Source organism: Polaribacter sp. Hel_I_88 (assembly GCF_000687935.1).
GTDB lineage: Bacteria > Bacteroidota > Bacteroidia > Flavobacteriales > Flavobacteriaceae > Polaribacter.
Genome location: NZ_JHZZ01000001.1, coordinates 711,116 through 731,183 on the forward strand (window position 1 = coordinate 711,116; position 20,068 = coordinate 731,183).

Genomic DNA, 20,068 nt, shown 5'->3' on the forward strand with positions numbered 1-20,068 from the left:
TATGAAAAAAATATTACTAATTTTAGCACTTGCTTTTACTACGATTGGGTTTTCACAAACACCCGAAAAAATGAGTTACCAAGCTATTATAAGAGATGCAAATGAAAACTTAATAAGTAATAAAACGATTGGCTTACAAATAAGTATTTTAGAAAATACTGCTTCAGGAAAAACAGTCTATTTAGAAACGCACACACCAACAACGAATATTAATGGTTTAATTACCTTAGAAATAGGAACTGGATCTGTAGTATCTGGTGTTTTTTCTCAAATAGATTGGAGTTCTGGAAATTATTTTATAAAATCAGAAACAGATCCTTTAGGTGGAACAGATTATTCAATTTCTGGCACTAGCCAACTCTTAAGCGTTCCTTATGCATTACATGCAAAAACGGCAGAAAATTTTTCAGCATACAAAATAGGTGATGCTGCTCATGGAGGAATCGTTTTTTGGGTTGATAAAAGTGGGCAACATGGTTTGGTTCTTTCTGCTGATGAAGTATCTGATGCTACAAAATGGTTTGCAGGTACATTTGGTTCCACTCAAGCAAAAGGTAATGGAGTTGGTGCTGGTAAAACTAATTCAAGTATCATAATTTCATCGCATGTTTTTCTTGGTGATGATGGTGACCTTTATGCTGCGAGATTGTGCAATGAACTTGAAGTTGTGGCAAATAATGTAATATATGGAGATTGGTATTTGCCTAGTGTTTTTGAATTAAAATTAATGTCTCTAAATGTGGCTACTTTAAATGCTACAGCTACTACTTTAGGTGGAGATAATTTATCAAATAACTTTTATTGGAGTTCTACAGAAGCATCAAATAGTATGTCTAAAATTGTAAACCCAACTAACGGTCAAGAGTCTAGTGTTTTAAAAGGGAGCTTGAATAGAGTTAGAGCTATAAGAACATTTTAATTTTTAACAATTTACCAGATGGATAAAATTAAAACGATACTTATAGATACTGATGAATCTTTTTTAAAAAGACTAAACCGCTTACTTACAAATTTTAAAGAAGTAGAAGTTGTTGGCACTTTTGAAAACGCAAACGAAGGATTAGACTTTATATTAAAGAATGAACCTGATTTGGCTTTTGTGCAAATTGAAATGCCAAATCTTTCTGGTTTAGAAATTGCCGAAGAAATTAGCAAAAGAGAAACTAACGTAAAAATTATATTAGTTTCTGAACATTCTCATTATGCAGTTAAAGCTTTAAAAGTATCGGTTTTCGATTATCTTCTAAAACCAATTTCTATTGATGAATTAAAAGCTTCTCTACAACGTTTCAACACAAAATATAAAATAAACTTAAACAATAGAGAACTGCAAATTATTAGAGAAATGTCTAACGGATTAAGTAGCCAAAATATTGGCGAAAAATTATGCATTAGTAGGCATACAGTAGATACCTATAGACGAAGTATTTTAGAAAAAACAGCATGTCAAAATACTGCGCAATTAATTAAGTTCTCCTTAAAAAGCGGACTTATTTAAAAAATTATTTCGCTGATTTGTAGCATATAATCGATAATTTACTCATTAATGAGGTTGAATAGTATCAATTGTGATGGTAGCTAAAGTTAAAGTAAATAGTATGTTTGTAGACCAAAATAATTTTTAAATTTTTGTTTTTATAGTTGAAAACCATGCGTTAGATTCTGATAATTATATTAATATCAAAAATATTTTAGCTAAAATATTTTTTATTCAGTAAAAAATATTTTTCACTCCCCTTCAAAAAATTACACCCCTTCAAAAAAATTAAACAAACATTACTTCCCTAAAATAATGTAATAAACTGCAATTGCAGTAATAAATATATTATGATATTTTAAAAATTTTTAAAACACCTAAACTATGAAAAAACAATTATTTTTTATTGTCGCATTCATCTTTGCATTAAATATTTCTGCTCAAAATTGGGATGAAATTATAAAAAAAACGGCTTCTGATGGTGCTGCAAATGATCAATTTGGTTATTCTGTATCTATTAGCGGAGACAAAGCTATTGTAGGAGCGCCTGATGACGATGACAATGGTTCTAATTCAGGATCTGCCTATGTTTTTAGTTTTGTAAATAATAATTGGGTAGAAGAAGCAAAATTAACAGCATCTGATGGAGCTGCGGATGATTATTTTGGTTGGTCCGTTACAATTAGTGGCAACAGAGCCGTTATTGGAGCGCGACTGGCGGATGGTTATATAGGAGCTGCTTATGTTTTTAGTTTTGTAAATAATAGTTGGGTAGAAGAAGCAAAATTAACAGCTTCTGATGGTACAAGTGGTGATTATTTTGGAGCCTCCTCTGCTTTTAGTGGAGATAGAGTCATTGTTGGAGCTTATAATGCTAATACTTTTTTTGGAGCTGCTTATATTTTTAATTATGTAAATAATAGTTGGGTTCAAGAAGCAAAATTAACGGCATCAGATGGCGCTTCTAGCGATAATTTTGGTTATTCAGTAGCGATAAGTGGAGACAAAGCAATTGTAGGTTCTTTGGGTGATGATGATGATGGTACAGATTCAGGATCTGCTTATATTTACAATGTTGCAAGTGGCAGTTGGATAGAGGAGGCTAAAATAACGGCTACTGATGCTGCACAAAGTGATTTATTCGGATGGTCTGTTGCTATAAGTGGGGATAAAGCGATTGTAGGTGCAAATCGTAATGATGATGGTGGTCAAGATTCAGGATCTGCTTATGTATTTAGTTTTGTGAATAACAATTGGACACAAGAAGCAAAACTAATCGCTTCTGATGATGGTCCTGATAAACAATTTGGAAATTCCGTTGCTATTGAAGGGAACAAAGCCATTATAGGTGCTCATTATGATGATGTGAATGCTACCAATTCAGGGTCTGCGTATATTTTTAGTTTTTCTAATAATATTTGGCAAGAAGTAACAAAAATAACTCCTTCTGATGGTGCGCAATTCAGTTATTTTGGATTTGATGTTGACATAAGTGGAGATAAAGCTATTGTAGGCGCTCGTTTTGATGCTGGCATCGCTCCTTCTTCCGGATCTGTTTATTTCTTTGGTGAATTACCTCCTGACTCAACCCCACCAGTAATTTCTGGAGTAACTATGGAATCAAACAATATTACAAATACCTTAGCAAAAGTAGGAGACCAAATTACGTTAAGTTTTTCAGCAGATGAATCAATTAACCCACCAACAGTACAAATAGCAGGTATTACTTCTACAACAGTTACCAATACAAATGGTAATAACTGGACTGCAACTATAACAGTGGCTGGTAACTCCGCAGAAGGAGCAGCTACATTTTTAATTTCAAATATATCAGATACGGCTACTAACACAGCTTCAAATGTAGATGCAGTATCTTCAGGAAGTGCAGTAATTATAGATAATACAGCACCAGCAGGATATAGTGTTAGTATAGATCAATCTCCAATAAATGCAGCAAATAATCAAGCAGTAAGTTTCACTTTTGCAGGAGCAGAAGTTGGGTCCACTTACAATTATACTTTAAATAGTAACAATGGAGGTACACCAGTAATAGGAACAGGTACAATTGCTACAGCAACAGATCAGATTTCAGGTATTGACTTGAGTGGTCTTTCTGACGGAATAATAACCTTGAGTGTTACTTTAACAGATACAACAGGAAATACAGGAGGTGCAGTTACAGATACAGAAAGTATAGATGTAACAGTACCAGCAGGATATAGTGTAAGTATTGATCAATCTTCAATATACGCAGCAAATGATGAAGCAGTAAGCTTCACTTTTATAGGAGCGGAAATAGGGTCAACTTACAATTATACTTTAAATAGTAATAATGGAGGTACACCAGTAACAGGAACAGGTACAATTGCCACAGCTACAGATCAGATTTCAGGTATTGACTTGAGTGGTCTTTCTGATGGAATAATAACCTTGAGTATTACTTTAACAGATACAGCAGGAAATACAGGAGGTGCAGTAACAGATACAGAAAGTAAAGATGCAACAGTACCAACAGGATATAGTGTAAGTATTGATCAATCTCCAATAAATGTAGGAAATAATGAAGCAGTAAGTTTCACTTTTGCAGGAGCAGAAGTTGGGTTAACCTACAATTATACTCTAAACAGTAATAATGGAGGTGCATCAGTAACAGGAACAGGTACAATTGCTGCAGCTACAGATCAGATTTCAGGTATTGACTTGAGTGGTCTTTCTGACGGAATAATAACCTTGAGTGTTACTTTAACAGATACAGCAGGAAATACAGGAGGTGCAGTTACAGATACAGAAAGTAAAGATGCAACAGCACCAGTAATAACCTTGTTACTAGATAATCCACAAACGATAGAGGTGCATAGTCCATACTCGGAATTAAATGCTACTGCATCAGATAATATAGATGGAGATATTTCAGGCAACATTTCTATTGACATATCCAATGTAAATATGGCATTTGTTGGTTCTTATACAGTAACCTATAATGTTTCAGATGCAGCAGGCAATCCAGCAACACAAGTAGAAAGAACAGTAGATGTTGTAGATACAACCAAACCAGTAATTGCATTAGTAGGGGTTAACCCACAAAGGATAGAATATAATGAGGTTTATACAGAATTAGCCGCAACTGCTACAGATAATTACGATGATGATATAGCTTTAACAGCAACAATTTCAATAGATGCAAGTGCAGCAGTTGCAGGATCAAGTGATGGTAATACTTTTGGTACATTAGGTACTTATCCAGTATACTATAATGTAACCGATGCAAATAATAATATTGCAGATACAGCAACAAGAGATGTTATTGTAGAAGACACTACAAAACCATTACTTACCTTAATAGATGATAATCCTCAAATTATAGAAATCATAGGCGGAAATACAGCTGTTTATGTAGAGTTAGGTGCAACAGCAAGTGATGAATATGATGTTGATGTTGATGATACTGATATTGTAATAGATGCTTCAGCAGTGACTAATAATTTAGATACAGTAGGCTGTTATCCAGTAACATATACAGTAACAGATGCATCAGGTAACACTAGAATAAGAACAAGAATTGTTTTTGTACTAGAGCCAGGAAAACCTTGGGCAAAAAATGATTCACATACTGTAAATCAAGATAGTCAAAACAATATGCTTACTATTATAGGAAATGATAGTTATGGAACCGATGGTGCTAATCCAAATCACCCAATATCAATATCAGGAACTTATACAGATAATGGAGCAAAAATTGATTTGGTTGGTAATCAAGTACAGTATACGCCAAGAGCAGGTTTTACTGGAGTAGATACATTTGGCTATACCATTACAGATGATAATGGAGATGGTAGTGGAGATGGATCATCAGCGACAGTAACCGTAACTGTAACAGCAGCTACTGTAAATATATCAGCAGTAGCAGACACAGCAAATGCAGTTCAAGGTAGTAATGATGTCGTTGTTATCGACGTTTTAACAAATGATACCTATGGTTCTGCAAATCCGCATGCAACAGAAGCTTTAACGTTAAATTCACCAACAGCAACAAGTACAGAGGGAGCAACTTTATCAGTAGTCAATGGAAAAATCGGTTATGTAGCCTCAGCAACATTTGCAGGTCCAACAGATACTTTTGATTATACAATTAAAGATGTAAACAATGTAACATCAACAGCTACAGTAACAGTAACAATAGGTGCAGCAGATTCAGTAAATGGAGTTCCTTCTGCTAAAGCAGATTCATTCTCAGTAGTTCAAAATACCATAATGTCCTTAGCTGTCTTAGCAAACAATGGTTCAGGAATTGATACGTATGGTACAGATGGAGCACATCCAACTGGAGCATTAACTTTTATCAATGGTACAACTTCATCAAAGAGTGTGAAGCAAATAGAAAGTGGAAGTACTGTAAACAATATTGTTGTGAATGGAAATGTTATAGAATATACTCCAGTAACAGGCTTTACAGGATCAGATAGTTTTTATTACATGATTACTGATGGTAGTGGAGATACTTCAATTGCTCAAGTAATGATTACAGTAACAGAGGTAGCATCACCAACCGCAAATGATGATGCAGCAACTGTAGCTGCTGGAACAACAGCAGTAACAACGATTGATGTATTAGCAAATGATAGTTTTGGTTCAGATGGTCCAGGAGCTACTCCATTAGCAATTACGAATGTAAATGGAAGTACATCTACACTAAATATTGTTAATAATAAAGTAACTTATATTCCAGATGCTGCATTAGTAGATGGAGCCACAGAAACTATTCAATACACCATCACTGATGGAAGTGGAGATATAGCAACAGCAGAAATTACAATTACAATAGGAGCTGGAGCTAGTACAAACGATACACCAACAGCTAAAGATGATGCAGTAACAGTAGCACAAGATAGTAGCGACAATGTAATAAGCATCTTATTAGATAATGGAAATGGAGCAGATGATTATGGAATAGATTTAGCAAATGCTAATCATCCAATATCATTATCAGCATTTTTCACAGACAATGGAGGTGAATTAGAGTTAGTTGGCCAAACTGTATTGTATACACCAAGAGCTGGATTTACAGGAGTTGATTCATTTGGTTATATAATAACAGATGGCAATGGAGATGGATCTTCAGCGACAGTAAATGTAACTGTAACAGCAGCTACTGTAAATATATCAGCAGTAGCAGACACAGCAAATGCAGTTCAAGGCAGTAATGATGTTGTGATCATTAATGTGTTAGCAAACGATACATATGGTTCAGCAGGAGCACATCCAACACAAGCTTTAACGTTAAATTCACCAACAGCAACAAGTACAGAGGGAGCAACTTTATCAGTAGTCAATGGAAAAATCGGTTATGTAGCCTCAGCAACATTTGCAGGTTCAACAGATACTTTTGATTATACAATTAAAGATGTAAACAATGTAACATCAACAGCTACAGTAACAGTAACCATAGGGTCAGCAGATTCAGTAAATGGAGTTCCTTCTGCTAAAGCAGATTCATTCTCAGTAGTTCAAAATACGATGACATCTTTAGCTGTCTTAGCAAACAATGGTTCAGGAATTGATACGTATGGTACAGATGGAGCACATCCAACTGGAGCATTAACTTTTATCAATGGAACAACTTCATCAAAGAGTGTGAAGCAAATAGAAAGTGGAAGTACTGTAAACAATATTGTTGTGAATGGAAATGTCATAGAATATACTCCAGTAACAGGCTTTACAGGATCAGATAGTTTTTATTACATGATTACTGATGGTAGTGGAGATACTTCAATTGCTCAAGTAATGATCACAGTAACAGAGGTAGCATCACCAACCGCAAATGATGATGCAGCAACTGTAGCTGCAGGAACCACAGCAGTAACAACAATTGATGTATTAGCAAATGATAGTTTTGGATCAGATGGTCCAGGAGCTACTCCATTAGCAATTACGAATGTAAATGGAAGTACATCTACACTAAATATTGTTAATAATAAAGTAACTTATATTCCAGAGGCAACATTAGTAGATGGAAACACAGAAACTATTCAATATACCATAACTGATGGAAGTGGAGATATAGAAACAGCAGAAATTACAATTACAATAGGAGCTGGTGCTAGTACAAACGATACACCAACAGCTAAAGATGATGCAGTAACAGTAGCACAAGATAGTAGTGACAATGTAATAAGCATCTTATTAGATAATGGAAATGGAGCAGATGATTATGGAATAGATTTAGCAAATGCAAATCATCCAATATCATTATCAGCATTTTTCACAGACAATGGAGGTGAATTAGAGTTAGTTGGCCAAACTGTATTGTATACACCAAGAGCTGGATTTACAGGAGTTGATTCATTTGGTTATATAATAACAGATGGCAATGGAGATGGATCTTCAGCGACAGTAACAGTAACTGTAACAGCAGCTACTGTAAATATTTCAGCAGTAGCAGATACAGCAAATGCAGTTCAAGGTAGTAATGATGTCGTTGTTATCGACGTTTTAACAAATGATACCTATGGTTCTGCAAATCCGCATGCAACAGAAGCTTTAACGTTAAATTCACCAACAGCAACAAGTACAGAGGGAGCAACTTTATCAGTAGTCAATGGAAAAATCGGTTATGTAGCCTCAGCAACATTTGCAGGTCCAACAGATACTTTTGATTATACAATTAAAGATGTAAACAATGTAACATCAACAGCTACAGTAACAGTAACAATAGGTGCAGCAGATTCAGTAAATGGAGTTCCTTCTGCTAAAGCAGATTCATTCTCAGTAGTTCAAAATACCATAATGTCCTTAGCTGTCTTAGCAAACAATGGTTCAGGAATTGATACGTATGGTACAGATGGAGCACATCCAACTGGAGCATTAACTTTTATCAATGGTACAACTTCATCAAAGAGTGTGAAGCAAATAGAAAGTGGAAGTACTGTAAACAATATTGTTGTGAATGGAAATGTTATAGAATATACTCCAGTAACAGGCTTTACAGGATCAGATAGTTTTTATTACATGATTACTGATGGTAGTGGAGATACTTCAATTGCTCAAGTAATGATTACAGTAACAGAGGTAGCATCACCAACCGCAAATGATGATGCAGCAACTGTAGCTGCTGGAACAACAGCAGTAACAACGATTGATGTATTAGCAAATGATAGTTTTGGTTCAGATGGTCCAGGAGCTACTCCATTAGCAATTACGAATGTAAATGGAAGTACATCTACACTAAATATTGTTAATAATAAAGTAACTTATATTCCTGATGCAACATTAGTAGATGGAAACACAGAAACTATTCAATATACCATCACTGATGGAAGTGGAGATATAGCAACAGCTGAAATTACAATTACGATAGGAGCTGGTGCTAGTACAAACGATACACCAACAGCTAAAGATGATGCAGTAACAGTAGTAGCAAATAGTATAGACAATGACATCTTTATCTTATTAAATAATGGAAATGGAGCAGATGATTATGGAGCAGATGGAGCACATCCAAATCATCCAATATCACCATTACCAGGAGCAACAGATATAGGAGGTACATTAGTATTAGATGGTAACAAAGTAGTTTATACACCAAAAGCAAACTTTACAGGAGTAGATACTTTTAACTATACAATTACAGATGGAAATGGAGATTCGGATACAGCAACTGTAACTATAACTGTTGCAGTAGCTAAAAACTCAACAGATGACTTTAACAGTTCTCAAATCAAAGAGTTACAAGTATCACCAAATCCAACAAGTGGAAACATAAATGTAAGACTTTATAGTGCAAATTCAGAACAAGCTACTATAATACTATTTGATGTAACAGGTAAAGTAGTTTATAAAAGTAGACAAAATCTTACAGAAGGAAATAATACATTTAACTTTAATATACTCTCTAAATCAGGTATTTTATTATTAAAAGTATATACTGATAAAACGAATTTTGGAACAAAAAAGGTAATTATAAAATAAAAAATATCATACTAAGTTTTTTAAAAAAAGAGGCTGTCTGAAAAGGCAGTCTTTTTTTTTGCAAATTTTTAAAGAATTTCGTATTTTTAAGAATGAGCAGAAAAGTTGTTTTTAAGACTTACACTCAAGATCAGTTGAGTCTTTTACCTCCCAGTTATGATGATTTAGTTCCAAAGAATCATCCAGTTCGTATTGTTAATACGATTATAGACCATGTAGATATTAGTAAATTAGAAGAGAGTTATAAAGGTGGAGGCACCTCAAGCTATCACCCAAGAATGTTGCTAAAAATATTAATTTATGCTTATTTACGTAATTTATATTCTTCAAGAAAAATAGAACAAGCTTTATCAGAGAACATCCATTTTATGTGGTTAAGTGGACAAAACAAACCTGATCATAACACAATTAATGATTTTAGAGGTAAAAGACTTCAAGAACATTTCAAGCCCATATTCCATCAAGTAGTTTTACTGCTTGTTGAGCAAGGAGTTATCAGTTTAAAAGATATTTTTGTAGATGGTACTAAAATAGAAGCCAATGCAAATCGCTATACTTTTGTTTGGGGTAAATCTATTAAAACCAGTAAAACTCGCATTGAAAAACAGTTGAAAGAGCTTTGGTCTTATGTAGAGAAGGTTTACAAAGAGGAACAACATATACCCAATACACCAGATTTTGAGCAGATAAATGCGGAGCAAGTTGAAGCTACAATTGATAAAATAAATGAAGTTTTACAAGGCAAAGTAATTGATAAAAAAGTAAAGCAGAAGCTGAATTATGCCAAGAAAAACTGGCCAGCTAATTTAGCGAAATATGAAAAACAAGAAGCTATTTTACAGGGTAGAAATAGTTATAGTAAAACTGATAATGACGCTACTTTTATGCGAATGAAAGATGATCATATGCAAAATGGACAACTCAAACCTGCCTATAATATACAAGCCTCTACCAACAATCAATACCTTACCAATTACACTTTAGCACAAACCACAGCAGACACCACTACTTTAAAAGAACACCTTAACAATCATATCGAAAATTATGACCAAACTCCAGAGACGCTCACAGCAGATGCAGGCTATGGAAGTGAAGAAAATTATACAGATTTAGAAGATAAAGAAATTACCGCTTTTGTAAAATACAATTACTTCCATAAAGAGCAATTAGATAAAAAAAGAGGAAAAACAAATCCTTTCCATCCTAATGAATTACATTATAATAGAGAGAAAGATCTTTATTACTGTCCTATAGGACAAGAAATGAAACTTATAGATACTTATAAAAGAAATACTAAGAACGGATTTATCCAAGAAATACACAGATACCAAGCACAAAACTGTAAAGGTTGCCCTTTAAGAACACTATGTCATAAATCAAAAACAAATCGAGTTATAGAAAGGAATTATAATTTAATACGATTAAAATCAAAAGCTAAAATATTACTCAACTCTGAACAAGGCATTGCAAAGCGAAAACAACGCTGTTGGGATGTAGAAGCTGTTTTTGGAAATATCAAACAAAACATGAACTTTAAACGATTTATGCTAAGAGGAACACGTAAAGTAAATGTTGAAATAGGGCTAATTGCAATGGCACATAACTTAAAAAAGTACAGTTTAACTATTTAGAAAAACTATACTTTTTTTAAATCTGAGTATTTTTTAAATCATTCTTAAAAAATCGCAAGAAAAAATTAACAAAATAAAAAATCGCCTAAAAAATGCTTTTTAGGCACTTTCAGAATTAAATAAACACTTGTTTATCAGTTAAATAAGTTGTATTTTAGATAAACCAAACCCCGTAAATAGGCAAAAAGCCTAAAAAACGGGGTTTTTCTTTTTTACAAATATGAAAATACGAAGAATTTCTGACTTCCAGTACTCTTTTTCTTTTTTATCCTCTACAGAGGAATTAGAAAAATTCAAAGCACGTTTTTTAATGTCTGATTTAGGTAAAATTTACAGTGCAATTCCTTGGAAAAATTTAGTCAAATCATTTAAAATTACAGAAGCTATCAAAGGACCAGACTGTATTTTTAGCCCTCAAGGAAAATTAGGTTTAATGTTTTTAAAACATTATGCTTGTTGTTCTGATAAGCGTTTGATTGAGCAGTTGAATTCCAATTATAATTATCAGTTTTTTTGTGGTATTTATTTAGGATTTGATACCCTTGAAAACTATAAAATAGTGAGTCAAATACGTTGCGAATTAGCTGCTGATTTAAACATTAGTTCAACAGAAAAAATACTATTTAATTATTGGAGTAAATATATTGATGAACAAGAAAAAGCAACAACAGATGCCACTTGTTATGAGAGTGAAGTTCGCTATCCAACAGATCAAAAACTATTGAAAGAATCTGTTGACTGGTGCTATAAACAAATGAAGATAATTTGTAAATCTTTATGTGTAAAACTTCCTAGAACCAAATACTTGAAATGGTCAAAAAGATATGTTGGTTATAGTAAAATGCGAAGAAAAACAACAAAGAAAAGAACCTCCATAACAAGAGCTTTTTTAAAACTATTACGCAAATTATTAGCGGAGATTAAAACTCTTGAAAAACAACATTATTTTACAATGCCAAATCGTTTTTATAAAACACTAAATACAGTAAAAAAAATATTCTCACAACAGTATTTACTGTTTGAGAAAGGAGAAAAACCAAAGAATAGAATCGTAAGCATAAGCAAAGATTACTTACGTCCAATAGTGAGAGGAAAAGAGATAAAAAAAGTAGAATTTGGGGCAAAAGTAAACAAACTTCAAATTGATGGAATTAACTTTATACAGAAAATAAGTTTTGATAACTTTAATGAAGGGACACAATTTAAAAATACAGTTTATAAGGCACAAGGATTAACCAATAGGAAAATTAAAATACTTGGTGCAGATGCTATTTATGCAACGAATAAGAACAGAGTTTTTGCAACTTCAAACCATATACAAACAGACTTCAAACCTAAAGGAAGACCTTCAAAGCATCATAAAGAGCAAAAAAAGCTCAAAAAAATGATTACCAAAGAAAGAGCTTCTAGATTAGAGGGGGGTTTTGGTAAAGAAAAGGAACATTATCATCTAAAAAAGATAAAAGCGAAAACCAAACCAACAGAAATACTTTGGATATTCTTTGGTATTCATACTGCAAATTGCCTTGAAATTGGCAGAAGAATGCAAAATCAAATTTTACAAAAAGTAGCCTAAATTTTTAAAATAAAAATTAAAAACACAGGATAACTATGCAATAAGGTTACTGCGAAACATAAAAAAGGTATATAAATTAAAAAAGTGATAGAAAATTATAATTTTCTATCACTTTTTTAAAATAATTTTCAAAAAATTAAACTACTTCTGAAAGTGCCTTTTTAGACGACCTCTTTTTTTTACTCTTTTTTTACTCTTTTTTTACTCTAATTTAATTCATAATTAACCTTTAAGGAGGCTTTTAACTTTGATTATAACCAAAACGTTTTAGTTGATTTTTATCGCTTCTCCAGTTTTTATTTACTTTTACATACAGTTCAATAAAAACTTTTTTATCAAAAAACTTTTCTAAATCTTTTCTTGCTTCTGCACCAACTCTCTTCAAAGCACTTCCTTTATGACCGATGATAATTCCCTTCTGGGTTTCACGTTCTACCATAATTATAGAGCGAATTCTAACAATATTTTCTTCCTCAATAAACTCCTCTGTTTCTACTTCTACTGAATATGGAATTTCTTTCTTATAATGCATTAGAATTTTTTCTCTAATTTTTTCATTTACAAAAAAGCGTTCAGGCTTGTCTGTTAATTGATCCTTAGGATAAAATGCAGGACCTTCTGGCAGAAGTTCTTTTATTTTTTCAAAAACTGCAGAAACACCAAAACCTTCTAAAGCAGAAATCACAAATACTTCTGCATTCGGTACTTTAGTTCTCCAATATTCGATTTTTTGTTCAACTTCTTCTTGAGAAGATTTATCAATTTTATTTAATAAAAGAATAATAGGGATTTCACTATGAATAATTCTTTTAAAGAAAGCTTCATTTTTTAACTCAATCTCCCCTACTTCAACCATATAAATAAGAATATCAGCATCTTCAAAAGCAGATTTTACAAAATCCATCATAGAAGATTGCAATTCATAGGCAGGTTTTATAATTCCTGGTGTATCAGAAAATACCACTTGATAGTTATCTTCATTAACAATTCCAAGAATTCGATGTCTTGTTGTTTGTGCTTTTGGAGTTATTATGGAGAGTTTTTCACCCACCAAAGCATTCATTAATGTAGATTTACCTACGTTAGGATTTCCTATAATATTTACAAAACCGGCTTTATGTATCATATTACAAAGATAATTCCTTTTTACTTTTGATTATATTTTAGAGTATTAAAAAATAATTAAAATAAAGCTTGGAAATTCGTTTCATTGTTTTGTATCTTTGCAGTCCAATAATTTAAGCGAAATTATGAATCGCAAAGTTAATAGCTAAATTTAAATAATTGGAACACAAATCGCGGGATAGAGCAGTAGGTAGCTCGTCGGGCTCATAACCCGAAGGTCACTGGTTCGAGTCCAGTTCCCGCTACTAATAACCTAACTCTTAGTTGAGTTAGGTTTTTTTTGTGCGCTAAATTCAGCTATACTGGATCAACGGATCAAGGGATGGATCAACACCAAAAGTTGGGATCAACACCAAAAGTTGTGGGATTTTAAAATTACGCATAAATATTAGTTAGTCTAAAAAGGAAGAATTCTATATTTCTAACGCCTCTAAACTGGGCTCTAAAAGCTTTAATTTTAGCATTAAAAGATTCAGCTGAAGCGTTTGTACTTCTGTTATCAAAGTAGTTTAGAATATTTTTATAGTGAATTGACATTGTTCTAGCAATACTATTAAAACTTTTAAACTGTGCTTGTCTTACTTTCTCATCCCATTTAGCAAGTCTAGTTAAAGCTGAAGTTTTGTCCTTTTTTTGACTGTAAATCCACGCTAAATTTTAGTATAGCTTGTAAGCTCTATATCTTTACTGAACAACTTTTGAATTTGATCCAAAGAAAGTCTAACCTAAATATTATACAAACGAAAAAAGCTCTTCAAAAAATGAAGAGCTTTTCGCGGTCTGGACGGGACTCGAACCCGCGACCTCCTGCGTGACAGGCAGGCATTCTAACCAGCTGAACTACCAAACCGTTGCTTTTAGCGGTTGCAAATATAACACACATTTTTAGATATGCAAACATTAATTTAAAAATTATTTAAAATTTTTTCTTTGTAATAAATATGCAGTTAAAATTTCGTTGAATCCTTTGTGTATATCTACAGGAACATAATCGATTTTATATTGTAAACATTTGTTTTTTAATTCTTTAAAATAAGTAGTAATTAATTCATTATATTTTTGTTGAACATTTTCAGAAAACACATTTATTTCTTCACCAGTTTCTACATCTACAAATTTTTTAGGTGCATTATCAAAATTAAAGTCTAATTCCGTTTTTCCATCATAAGTATGAAACAAAACTACTTCATGTTTGTTATATTTTAAATGACGTAAAGCCTCAAAAAGTACTTCGTCTTCTTTTGAAGTCTGAAACATATCCGTAAACAAAAAGATTAAAGAGCGTCTGTGCATCTTTTCCGCTATTTCATGCAAGTATTGGTAGGTTTCTGTGGCACTTTTAGAATTAGTGACTAATAATTGCTCTAATTGATGCAACAACATATTTCTATGACGATCACTCCCTTTTTCTGGAGCATAATATTCGTAAGAATCTGAATAAATACTTAAACCAACAGCATCTCTTTGTCGTTTTAAAATTTCCATTAAAGAAGCAGCTGCAACAGCAGAAAAACCAACCTTGTTTAAATTATCTATCGTTTGTTTTTTTAATATTGGATAATTCATCGAAGCAGAATTATCAATAATAATATGACAGCGTAAATTGGTTTCTTCTTCGTACTTTTTAGTGTATAATTTTTCAGTTTTAGCAAATAACTTCCAATCTATATGACGTGTACTTTCGCCTTTATTATACAATTTATGTTCAGAAAATTCCACTGAAAACCCGTGAAAAGGGCTCTTATGAATCCCTGTTATAAACCCTTCTACTACTTGTTTTGCAAGAATATCTAAATTTTTAATTTCCGATGATTTTACTTCTGATACATTCATTATTTTTTGATGTTTTGTGCTCTTTTTAAATCGTCTGTTGTTTGCTGTAATTTCTTAAGCAAAATAGGATTATAAGCAGGGTTCTCAGTTAAAAATCCCTCTAAAATAATAGTAGCTTCTTTTGATGAATAATTACCAATAGAACTCGCCAACCATCCTTTTGGAAAGAAAATATCTCCTGTAAGTTGCACTTCTTCTAAAGTTGATAAAATCGATTTTAAATGTTTTGTTGATGTTTTATGCCTTAATGGATGATGAATATAATTCAAAGCTGTTTGTACCCAAGATTCTTTTTCTCTGTTTTCTTTTTGTAAAAGTGATGTCATAAAACGATCTCTTACATTTTCATCCGAAGAAAGAGAAGGCAACAACCATTTAAAACGCTCTAATTGATCTGGATTTGAAATTCTACTTTGTTGTTCTTCTACTATCTCTTTTGCTTTTGGATGTTGATAAATTGCCAATTTCATTGCCAAAGAAGTATAATCGTTTTCGTTTAAAAATAGATTTTCAATTTTTTTATCCTTTTTCCAAATTTGATAAAGATTCTCATAACCCTTTGGATTAAAAGCTATTGAGCTATATAGACTAAAAAGTGTTTTTTTTATGTTTGACGATAAATTTTCATTCAACAAATCAGAAATTTCTTTCTCTATTTTAATTTGAGCAAAATATCGTTCTTCATCATTTAAGAAAGTCCAAAAAATATGTTGAATTCTGGCTGATAGATAATTTGTAATTAATTCATTTTTTTCAATTTTAATGGCATTCAGAAGTTCTTTATACGTTTCTAAAGGAGTAACTTTTCCAATCAACATATTTTCATACAAATTGATAAATTGATATCCTCTTGAAACCTCTTGATTAATTTCTTTAAAGGAACTAATTATATTTTTATCAATAGGAAAAACACCATAACCAAAAGCGTTCGTATTGTATAAAACATGAACAGGCTTAAAATCTTTTACAAAAGGTAAAACATCAAAAGTCTTGCCCATATTTGATATTTCAACTTCTTTTAAGCTTCCTTTTTCGTCTATCAATAGAATTTTAAAAGATTGCGTCCAAATTTTATCTGAACCATCTTCTGCTTTTTGATAAAGTAAAAATTTAATAATATTTCCTGTTTCATCATAATCAATATCTTCTGTAAAAATTGGTCTTCCTGAGGAATTTACCCAAACTTCAGACCATTTTTTTATATCTTCTGATGAATTTTTATCTAATATTGAAACTAATTCTGTCCAATCTGCATTTGAGTTTTGATAGGTTTTTATATATTCTTGAATGCCTTTTTGAAACGCTGCTTCACCCAACAAATATTCCAATTGACGCATCATAATGGGTGCTTTGTTATAGATAATTCTACCATATAAAGAACCTGCATTTTTCAAATTATCTAAGTTTTGACGAATAGGATTGGTGCCTTTTGTTCTGTCTTCTGAATACGCACTTGGATAATGTGTCATCATAAAACTCAACCTATGATTAATTTCTGGGTATACAGGATTCACAATTTTATCTGCCATAAAATTGGCAAAAACCTCTTTCATCCAAACATCATTAAACCATTTCATAGTTACCAAATCGCCAAACCACATATGTGATGTTTCATGTGCAATTAACTTTGCTCTGCTTAATTTTTGTGTTTGTGTAGCATTTTTATCTAAAAATAATGAAGATTCTCTGTATTGAATTGCACCCACATGTTCCATTCCTCCATATTGAAAAGGTGGAATTGCAGCAAAATCCATTTTTTGAAAAGGGAATTTTACAGCTGTATAACTCTCTAAAAAATCAATTGAATTTTGATGGATTTTAAAAACCTCATCTACACTTTCTTTTATTTTTTCTTCGTTATTTTCTCTGTATAAAAAACGCATATCAAAACTACCAGGATTTTTAGTTTGCTCCGTAAATTTACCGGCCACAAAAGAAAATAAATAGGTGCTCATTAAATCCGTAGTTTTAAAAGAATGCTCTATAAAACCATCAATTTCTAAAGCACTTTCTTCAAAACCACCTGCCAAAACTTTCCAATCTTTTGGCGCTATTATTTTTAAATTATAATTCGCTTTTATATCTGGCTGATCAAAAGAAGGAAACAAGGTGCTTGCTCTATCTGGAACTAACAATGTGTACAAAAAATCGCCATTTCTGTTAAGTGAAGTTTCGCCAGCATCAAATAAAATTTTAATTTTATTAGTTCCTAAAATCAATTTTGTTTTATCAATTATAATGTGCTCTTTTTGATGGTTAATCGTTGATTTTTCATCATTTATATTGATGGATTCTAGCTTTGAAGTTGCTGCATTAAAATCTAAAAAAAGATCATTTTGTAGATCATTTACTCTAAAATTTAGCTGTAAACTAGATGGAATTGGACTTGTTTTTTCTATCGGAATTTTAAAATGCAAGTTGTAAACAACATCTGATATTTGTTGCTTTCTATAGGTTGCTAATTCGTGGGAAATCCCTGTTTCTAAAGTTAGTTGTTCTTGTTTTTTATCACAAGAAAAAAGTAAGAAGACAGAAATTATAAGTAGGTAATTTTTCATGAATCTAAATTTAATTTACAAAAATATCTGCAATACAAACTTTAAGATTCCGCTAAAAAGCGGGATTATTTGAACTAACAATTTTGATTTTATAGCTTCTGTTTATTTTAAATAGCTAATTTAAAATAAACTTCACAATTTAAACTGTAAGATCCCGCTTTTCAGCGGGATTAGTTCAACTTACAATTTTTAATGCGTTGTTGTGCAACTTTTAAAAATTGAGTTTCACTAAAATAGAAAAAGGTTTGACGCTAGCCAAACCTTTATGAATTTATAAATTATAAATTGATACTAAATTGCAGCATCAATTTTTTCTGAATAAGTTTTTTTAGGAGCAACACCTACTTGTTTATCAACAACTTCTCCGTTTTTAAAAATTAATACAGTTGGTATATTTCTAACTCCGTATTTTGCCGCAAACTCTTGATTTGCATCAACATCTACTTTACCAACAACAGCTTTTCCTTCATACTCAGTATGCAGTTCATCTACAATTGGTCCAACCATTCTACAAGGTCCACACCAAGCAGCCCAAAAGTCTACTAAAACTGGTTTGTCTGATTTTAATACTATTTCGTCAAAATTTGCATCTGTAATTTCTAAAGCCATCTTATATATTTTTAAATTGTTATTATAAATGTGATAAACAAAAATAGTCTTTTTATGAGTTGTTGGTGGTTAAAAAAATTGCTTTTTACTATTTATGTATCAATTGTGCTTATGCTTACAAGTAAAAAAGTTAGACACTAACTTCACCAAATACCACTAATTCTTTTAAAAACATCAATATTGTAATCAACATATTTTTTTGTAATTAGTAAAATATGTATCTCATTTTCTTAAAACAATTCTTTAGCAATCGACTGAATATTATCGCTTTTACCCATAGAATAATAATGTAAAACTGGCACACCAGCAGCCAATAATTCTTTAGATTGTTGAATAGCAAATTCAATACCCACTTTACGAACATCCTTATTTGTCTTGCAACTTTCTACAGCATTTATCAATTGTTCAGGAATATCAATTCTAAAAACTTGAGGTAACAATTGCAAATGACGTTTTACAGCCAAAGGTTTAATTCCTGGAATAATTGGCACATTTATACCAATTTCTTTTGCTGCTTTTACAAATTCAAAATACTTATTATTATCAAAAAACATTTGGGTTACCACATAATCTGCGCCAGCATCTACCTTTTCTTTTAAACGTTTTAAATCGGTTTGTAAAGAAGGTGCTTCTAAATGTTTTTCAGGATAACCAGCAACTCCAATACAAAAATCGGCACAATTATCTGCTTCAATTACCTCATGTAAATATTTTCCGCAATTCAAATTCTGAATTTGAGTAACCAATTGTTTTGCATATTGATGCCCTCCTTTTGATGGCTCAAAATACTTTTGATGACTCATGGCATCTCCTCTTAAAGCCATCACATTTTCGATGCCTAAATAATGGCAATCCACTAATAAATATTCAGTTTCCTCTTTTGTAAAACCTCCACATAATACATGAGGCACAGTATCTACATCATATTTATGTTTAATGGCTGCACAGATACCAACTGTTCCTGGACGCATTCTGGTCATTTTTCGGTCTAACAAACCTTCTTTTTCCACATAAACATATTCTTCTCTAGAAGTAGTTACATCTATAAATGGAGGTTTAAATTCCATTAAAGGATTTATATTGTCATACAATTCCTGAATACTTTTTCCTTTTTTTGGCGGAATAATTTCGAAAGAAAATAATGTTTTTCCGTCTGCTTTTTTTATGTGTTCTGTAATTTTCATTCCCTAAATCCCAAAAAGGGACTTCTTATTTAGTTAATATTAATTTTTTTTGGGCGTTCCCTAAAAAGGTCGCGCTTTCCATTGTATCTTTTTATTTGCTTACCAAAATG

The 20,068-nt window shown here is 32.0% G+C and carries 11 protein-coding genes and 2 tRNA genes; 6 read left to right on the forward strand and 7 right to left on the reverse strand.

Annotated elements, in window-relative coordinates; genetic code table 11:
• Position 1 precedes the first annotated feature (1 nt).
• The 5 genes from P161_RS18935 (at position 2) to P161_RS19865 (ending at position 12,649) form a co-directional block, all read left to right on the forward strand.
• Positions 2-919, forward strand: a complete 918-nt coding sequence (locus tag P161_RS18935) for a hypothetical protein (RefSeq protein ID WP_026775626.1) — start codon at positions 2-4, stop codon at positions 917-919.
• Positions 920-937: 18 nt separating this feature from the next.
• On the forward strand, positions 938-1,498 hold the full coding sequence (locus tag P161_RS0103160) for a response regulator transcription factor (protein WP_026775627.1): 561 nt from the start codon (positions 938-940) through the stop codon (positions 1,496-1,498).
• 363 nt (positions 1,499-1,861) lie between these two features.
• On the forward strand, positions 1,862-9,442 hold the full coding sequence (locus P161_RS0103165; protein ID WP_026775628.1) for an Ig-like domain-containing protein: 7,581 nt from the start codon (positions 1,862-1,864) through the stop codon (positions 9,440-9,442).
• 92 nt (positions 9,443-9,534) lie between these two features.
• On the forward strand, positions 9,535-11,073 hold the full coding sequence (locus tag P161_RS0103170) for an IS1182 family transposase (RefSeq protein WP_026775472.1): 1,539 nt from the start codon (positions 9,535-9,537) through the stop codon (positions 11,071-11,073).
• A 220-nt stretch (positions 11,074-11,293) separates the two neighbouring features.
• Positions 11,294-12,649 carry a transposase gene (locus P161_RS19865; RefSeq protein WP_026775629.1) on the forward strand — a complete coding sequence of 452 codons (1,356 nt, stop codon included), beginning with the start codon at positions 11,294-11,296 and terminating at the stop codon, positions 12,647-12,649.
• Between the two features lie 241 nt (positions 12,650-12,890).
• Here P161_RS19865 and era read toward each other — a convergent pair whose 3' ends face one another.
• Positions 12,891-13,775, reverse strand: a complete 885-nt coding sequence (gene era / locus P161_RS0103180) for a GTPase Era (RefSeq protein WP_026775630.1) — start codon at positions 13,773-13,775, stop codon at positions 12,891-12,893.
• 171 nt (positions 13,776-13,946) lie between these two features.
• Between era and P161_RS0103185 the strand changes: the two genes are divergently transcribed.
• A tRNA-Met gene (locus P161_RS0103185) sits at positions 13,947-14,019 on the forward strand.
• Between the two features lie 130 nt (positions 14,020-14,149).
• On the opposite strand, the gene P161_RS19305 is transcribed toward P161_RS0103185, so the two are convergent.
• The 6 genes from P161_RS19305 to metF all read right to left on the reverse strand — a co-directional run bounded on the left by P161_RS19305 (position 14,150) and on the right by metF (position 19,958).
• Positions 14,150-14,419 carry a transposase gene (locus tag P161_RS19305; RefSeq protein ID WP_081816975.1) on the reverse strand — a complete coding sequence of 90 codons (270 nt, stop codon included), beginning with the start codon at positions 14,417-14,419 and terminating at the stop codon, positions 14,150-14,152.
• Between the two features lie 131 nt (positions 14,420-14,550).
• A tRNA-Asp gene (locus tag P161_RS0103190) sits at positions 14,551-14,624 on the reverse strand.
• A 62-nt stretch (positions 14,625-14,686) separates the two neighbouring features.
• Positions 14,687-15,607 carry a DUF58 domain-containing protein gene (locus tag P161_RS0103195; RefSeq protein WP_026775631.1) on the reverse strand — a complete coding sequence of 307 codons (921 nt, stop codon included), beginning with the start codon at positions 15,605-15,607 and terminating at the stop codon, positions 14,687-14,689.
• The gene (locus P161_RS0103200) at positions 15,607-18,165 is read right to left on the reverse strand and encodes a M1 family aminopeptidase (RefSeq protein ID WP_026775632.1); all 2,559 of its coding nucleotides are present in this window, start codon (positions 18,163-18,165) and stop codon (positions 15,607-15,609) included. Before P161_RS0103200 ends, P161_RS0103195 begins: the two co-directional genes overlap by 1 nt.
• A 291-nt stretch (positions 18,166-18,456) precedes the next feature.
• A complete protein-coding gene (trxA, locus tag P161_RS0103205) occupies positions 18,457-18,774 on the reverse strand; it encodes a thioredoxin (protein WP_026775633.1) in 318 nt (105 codons plus the stop codon).
• A 230-nt stretch (positions 18,775-19,004) separates the two neighbouring features.
• The gene (metF, locus tag P161_RS0103210) at positions 19,005-19,958 is read right to left on the reverse strand and encodes a methylenetetrahydrofolate reductase [NAD(P)H] (protein ID WP_026775634.1); all 954 of its coding nucleotides are present in this window, start codon (positions 19,956-19,958) and stop codon (positions 19,005-19,007) included.
• Between the last annotated feature and the right edge of the window lie 110 nt (positions 19,959-20,068).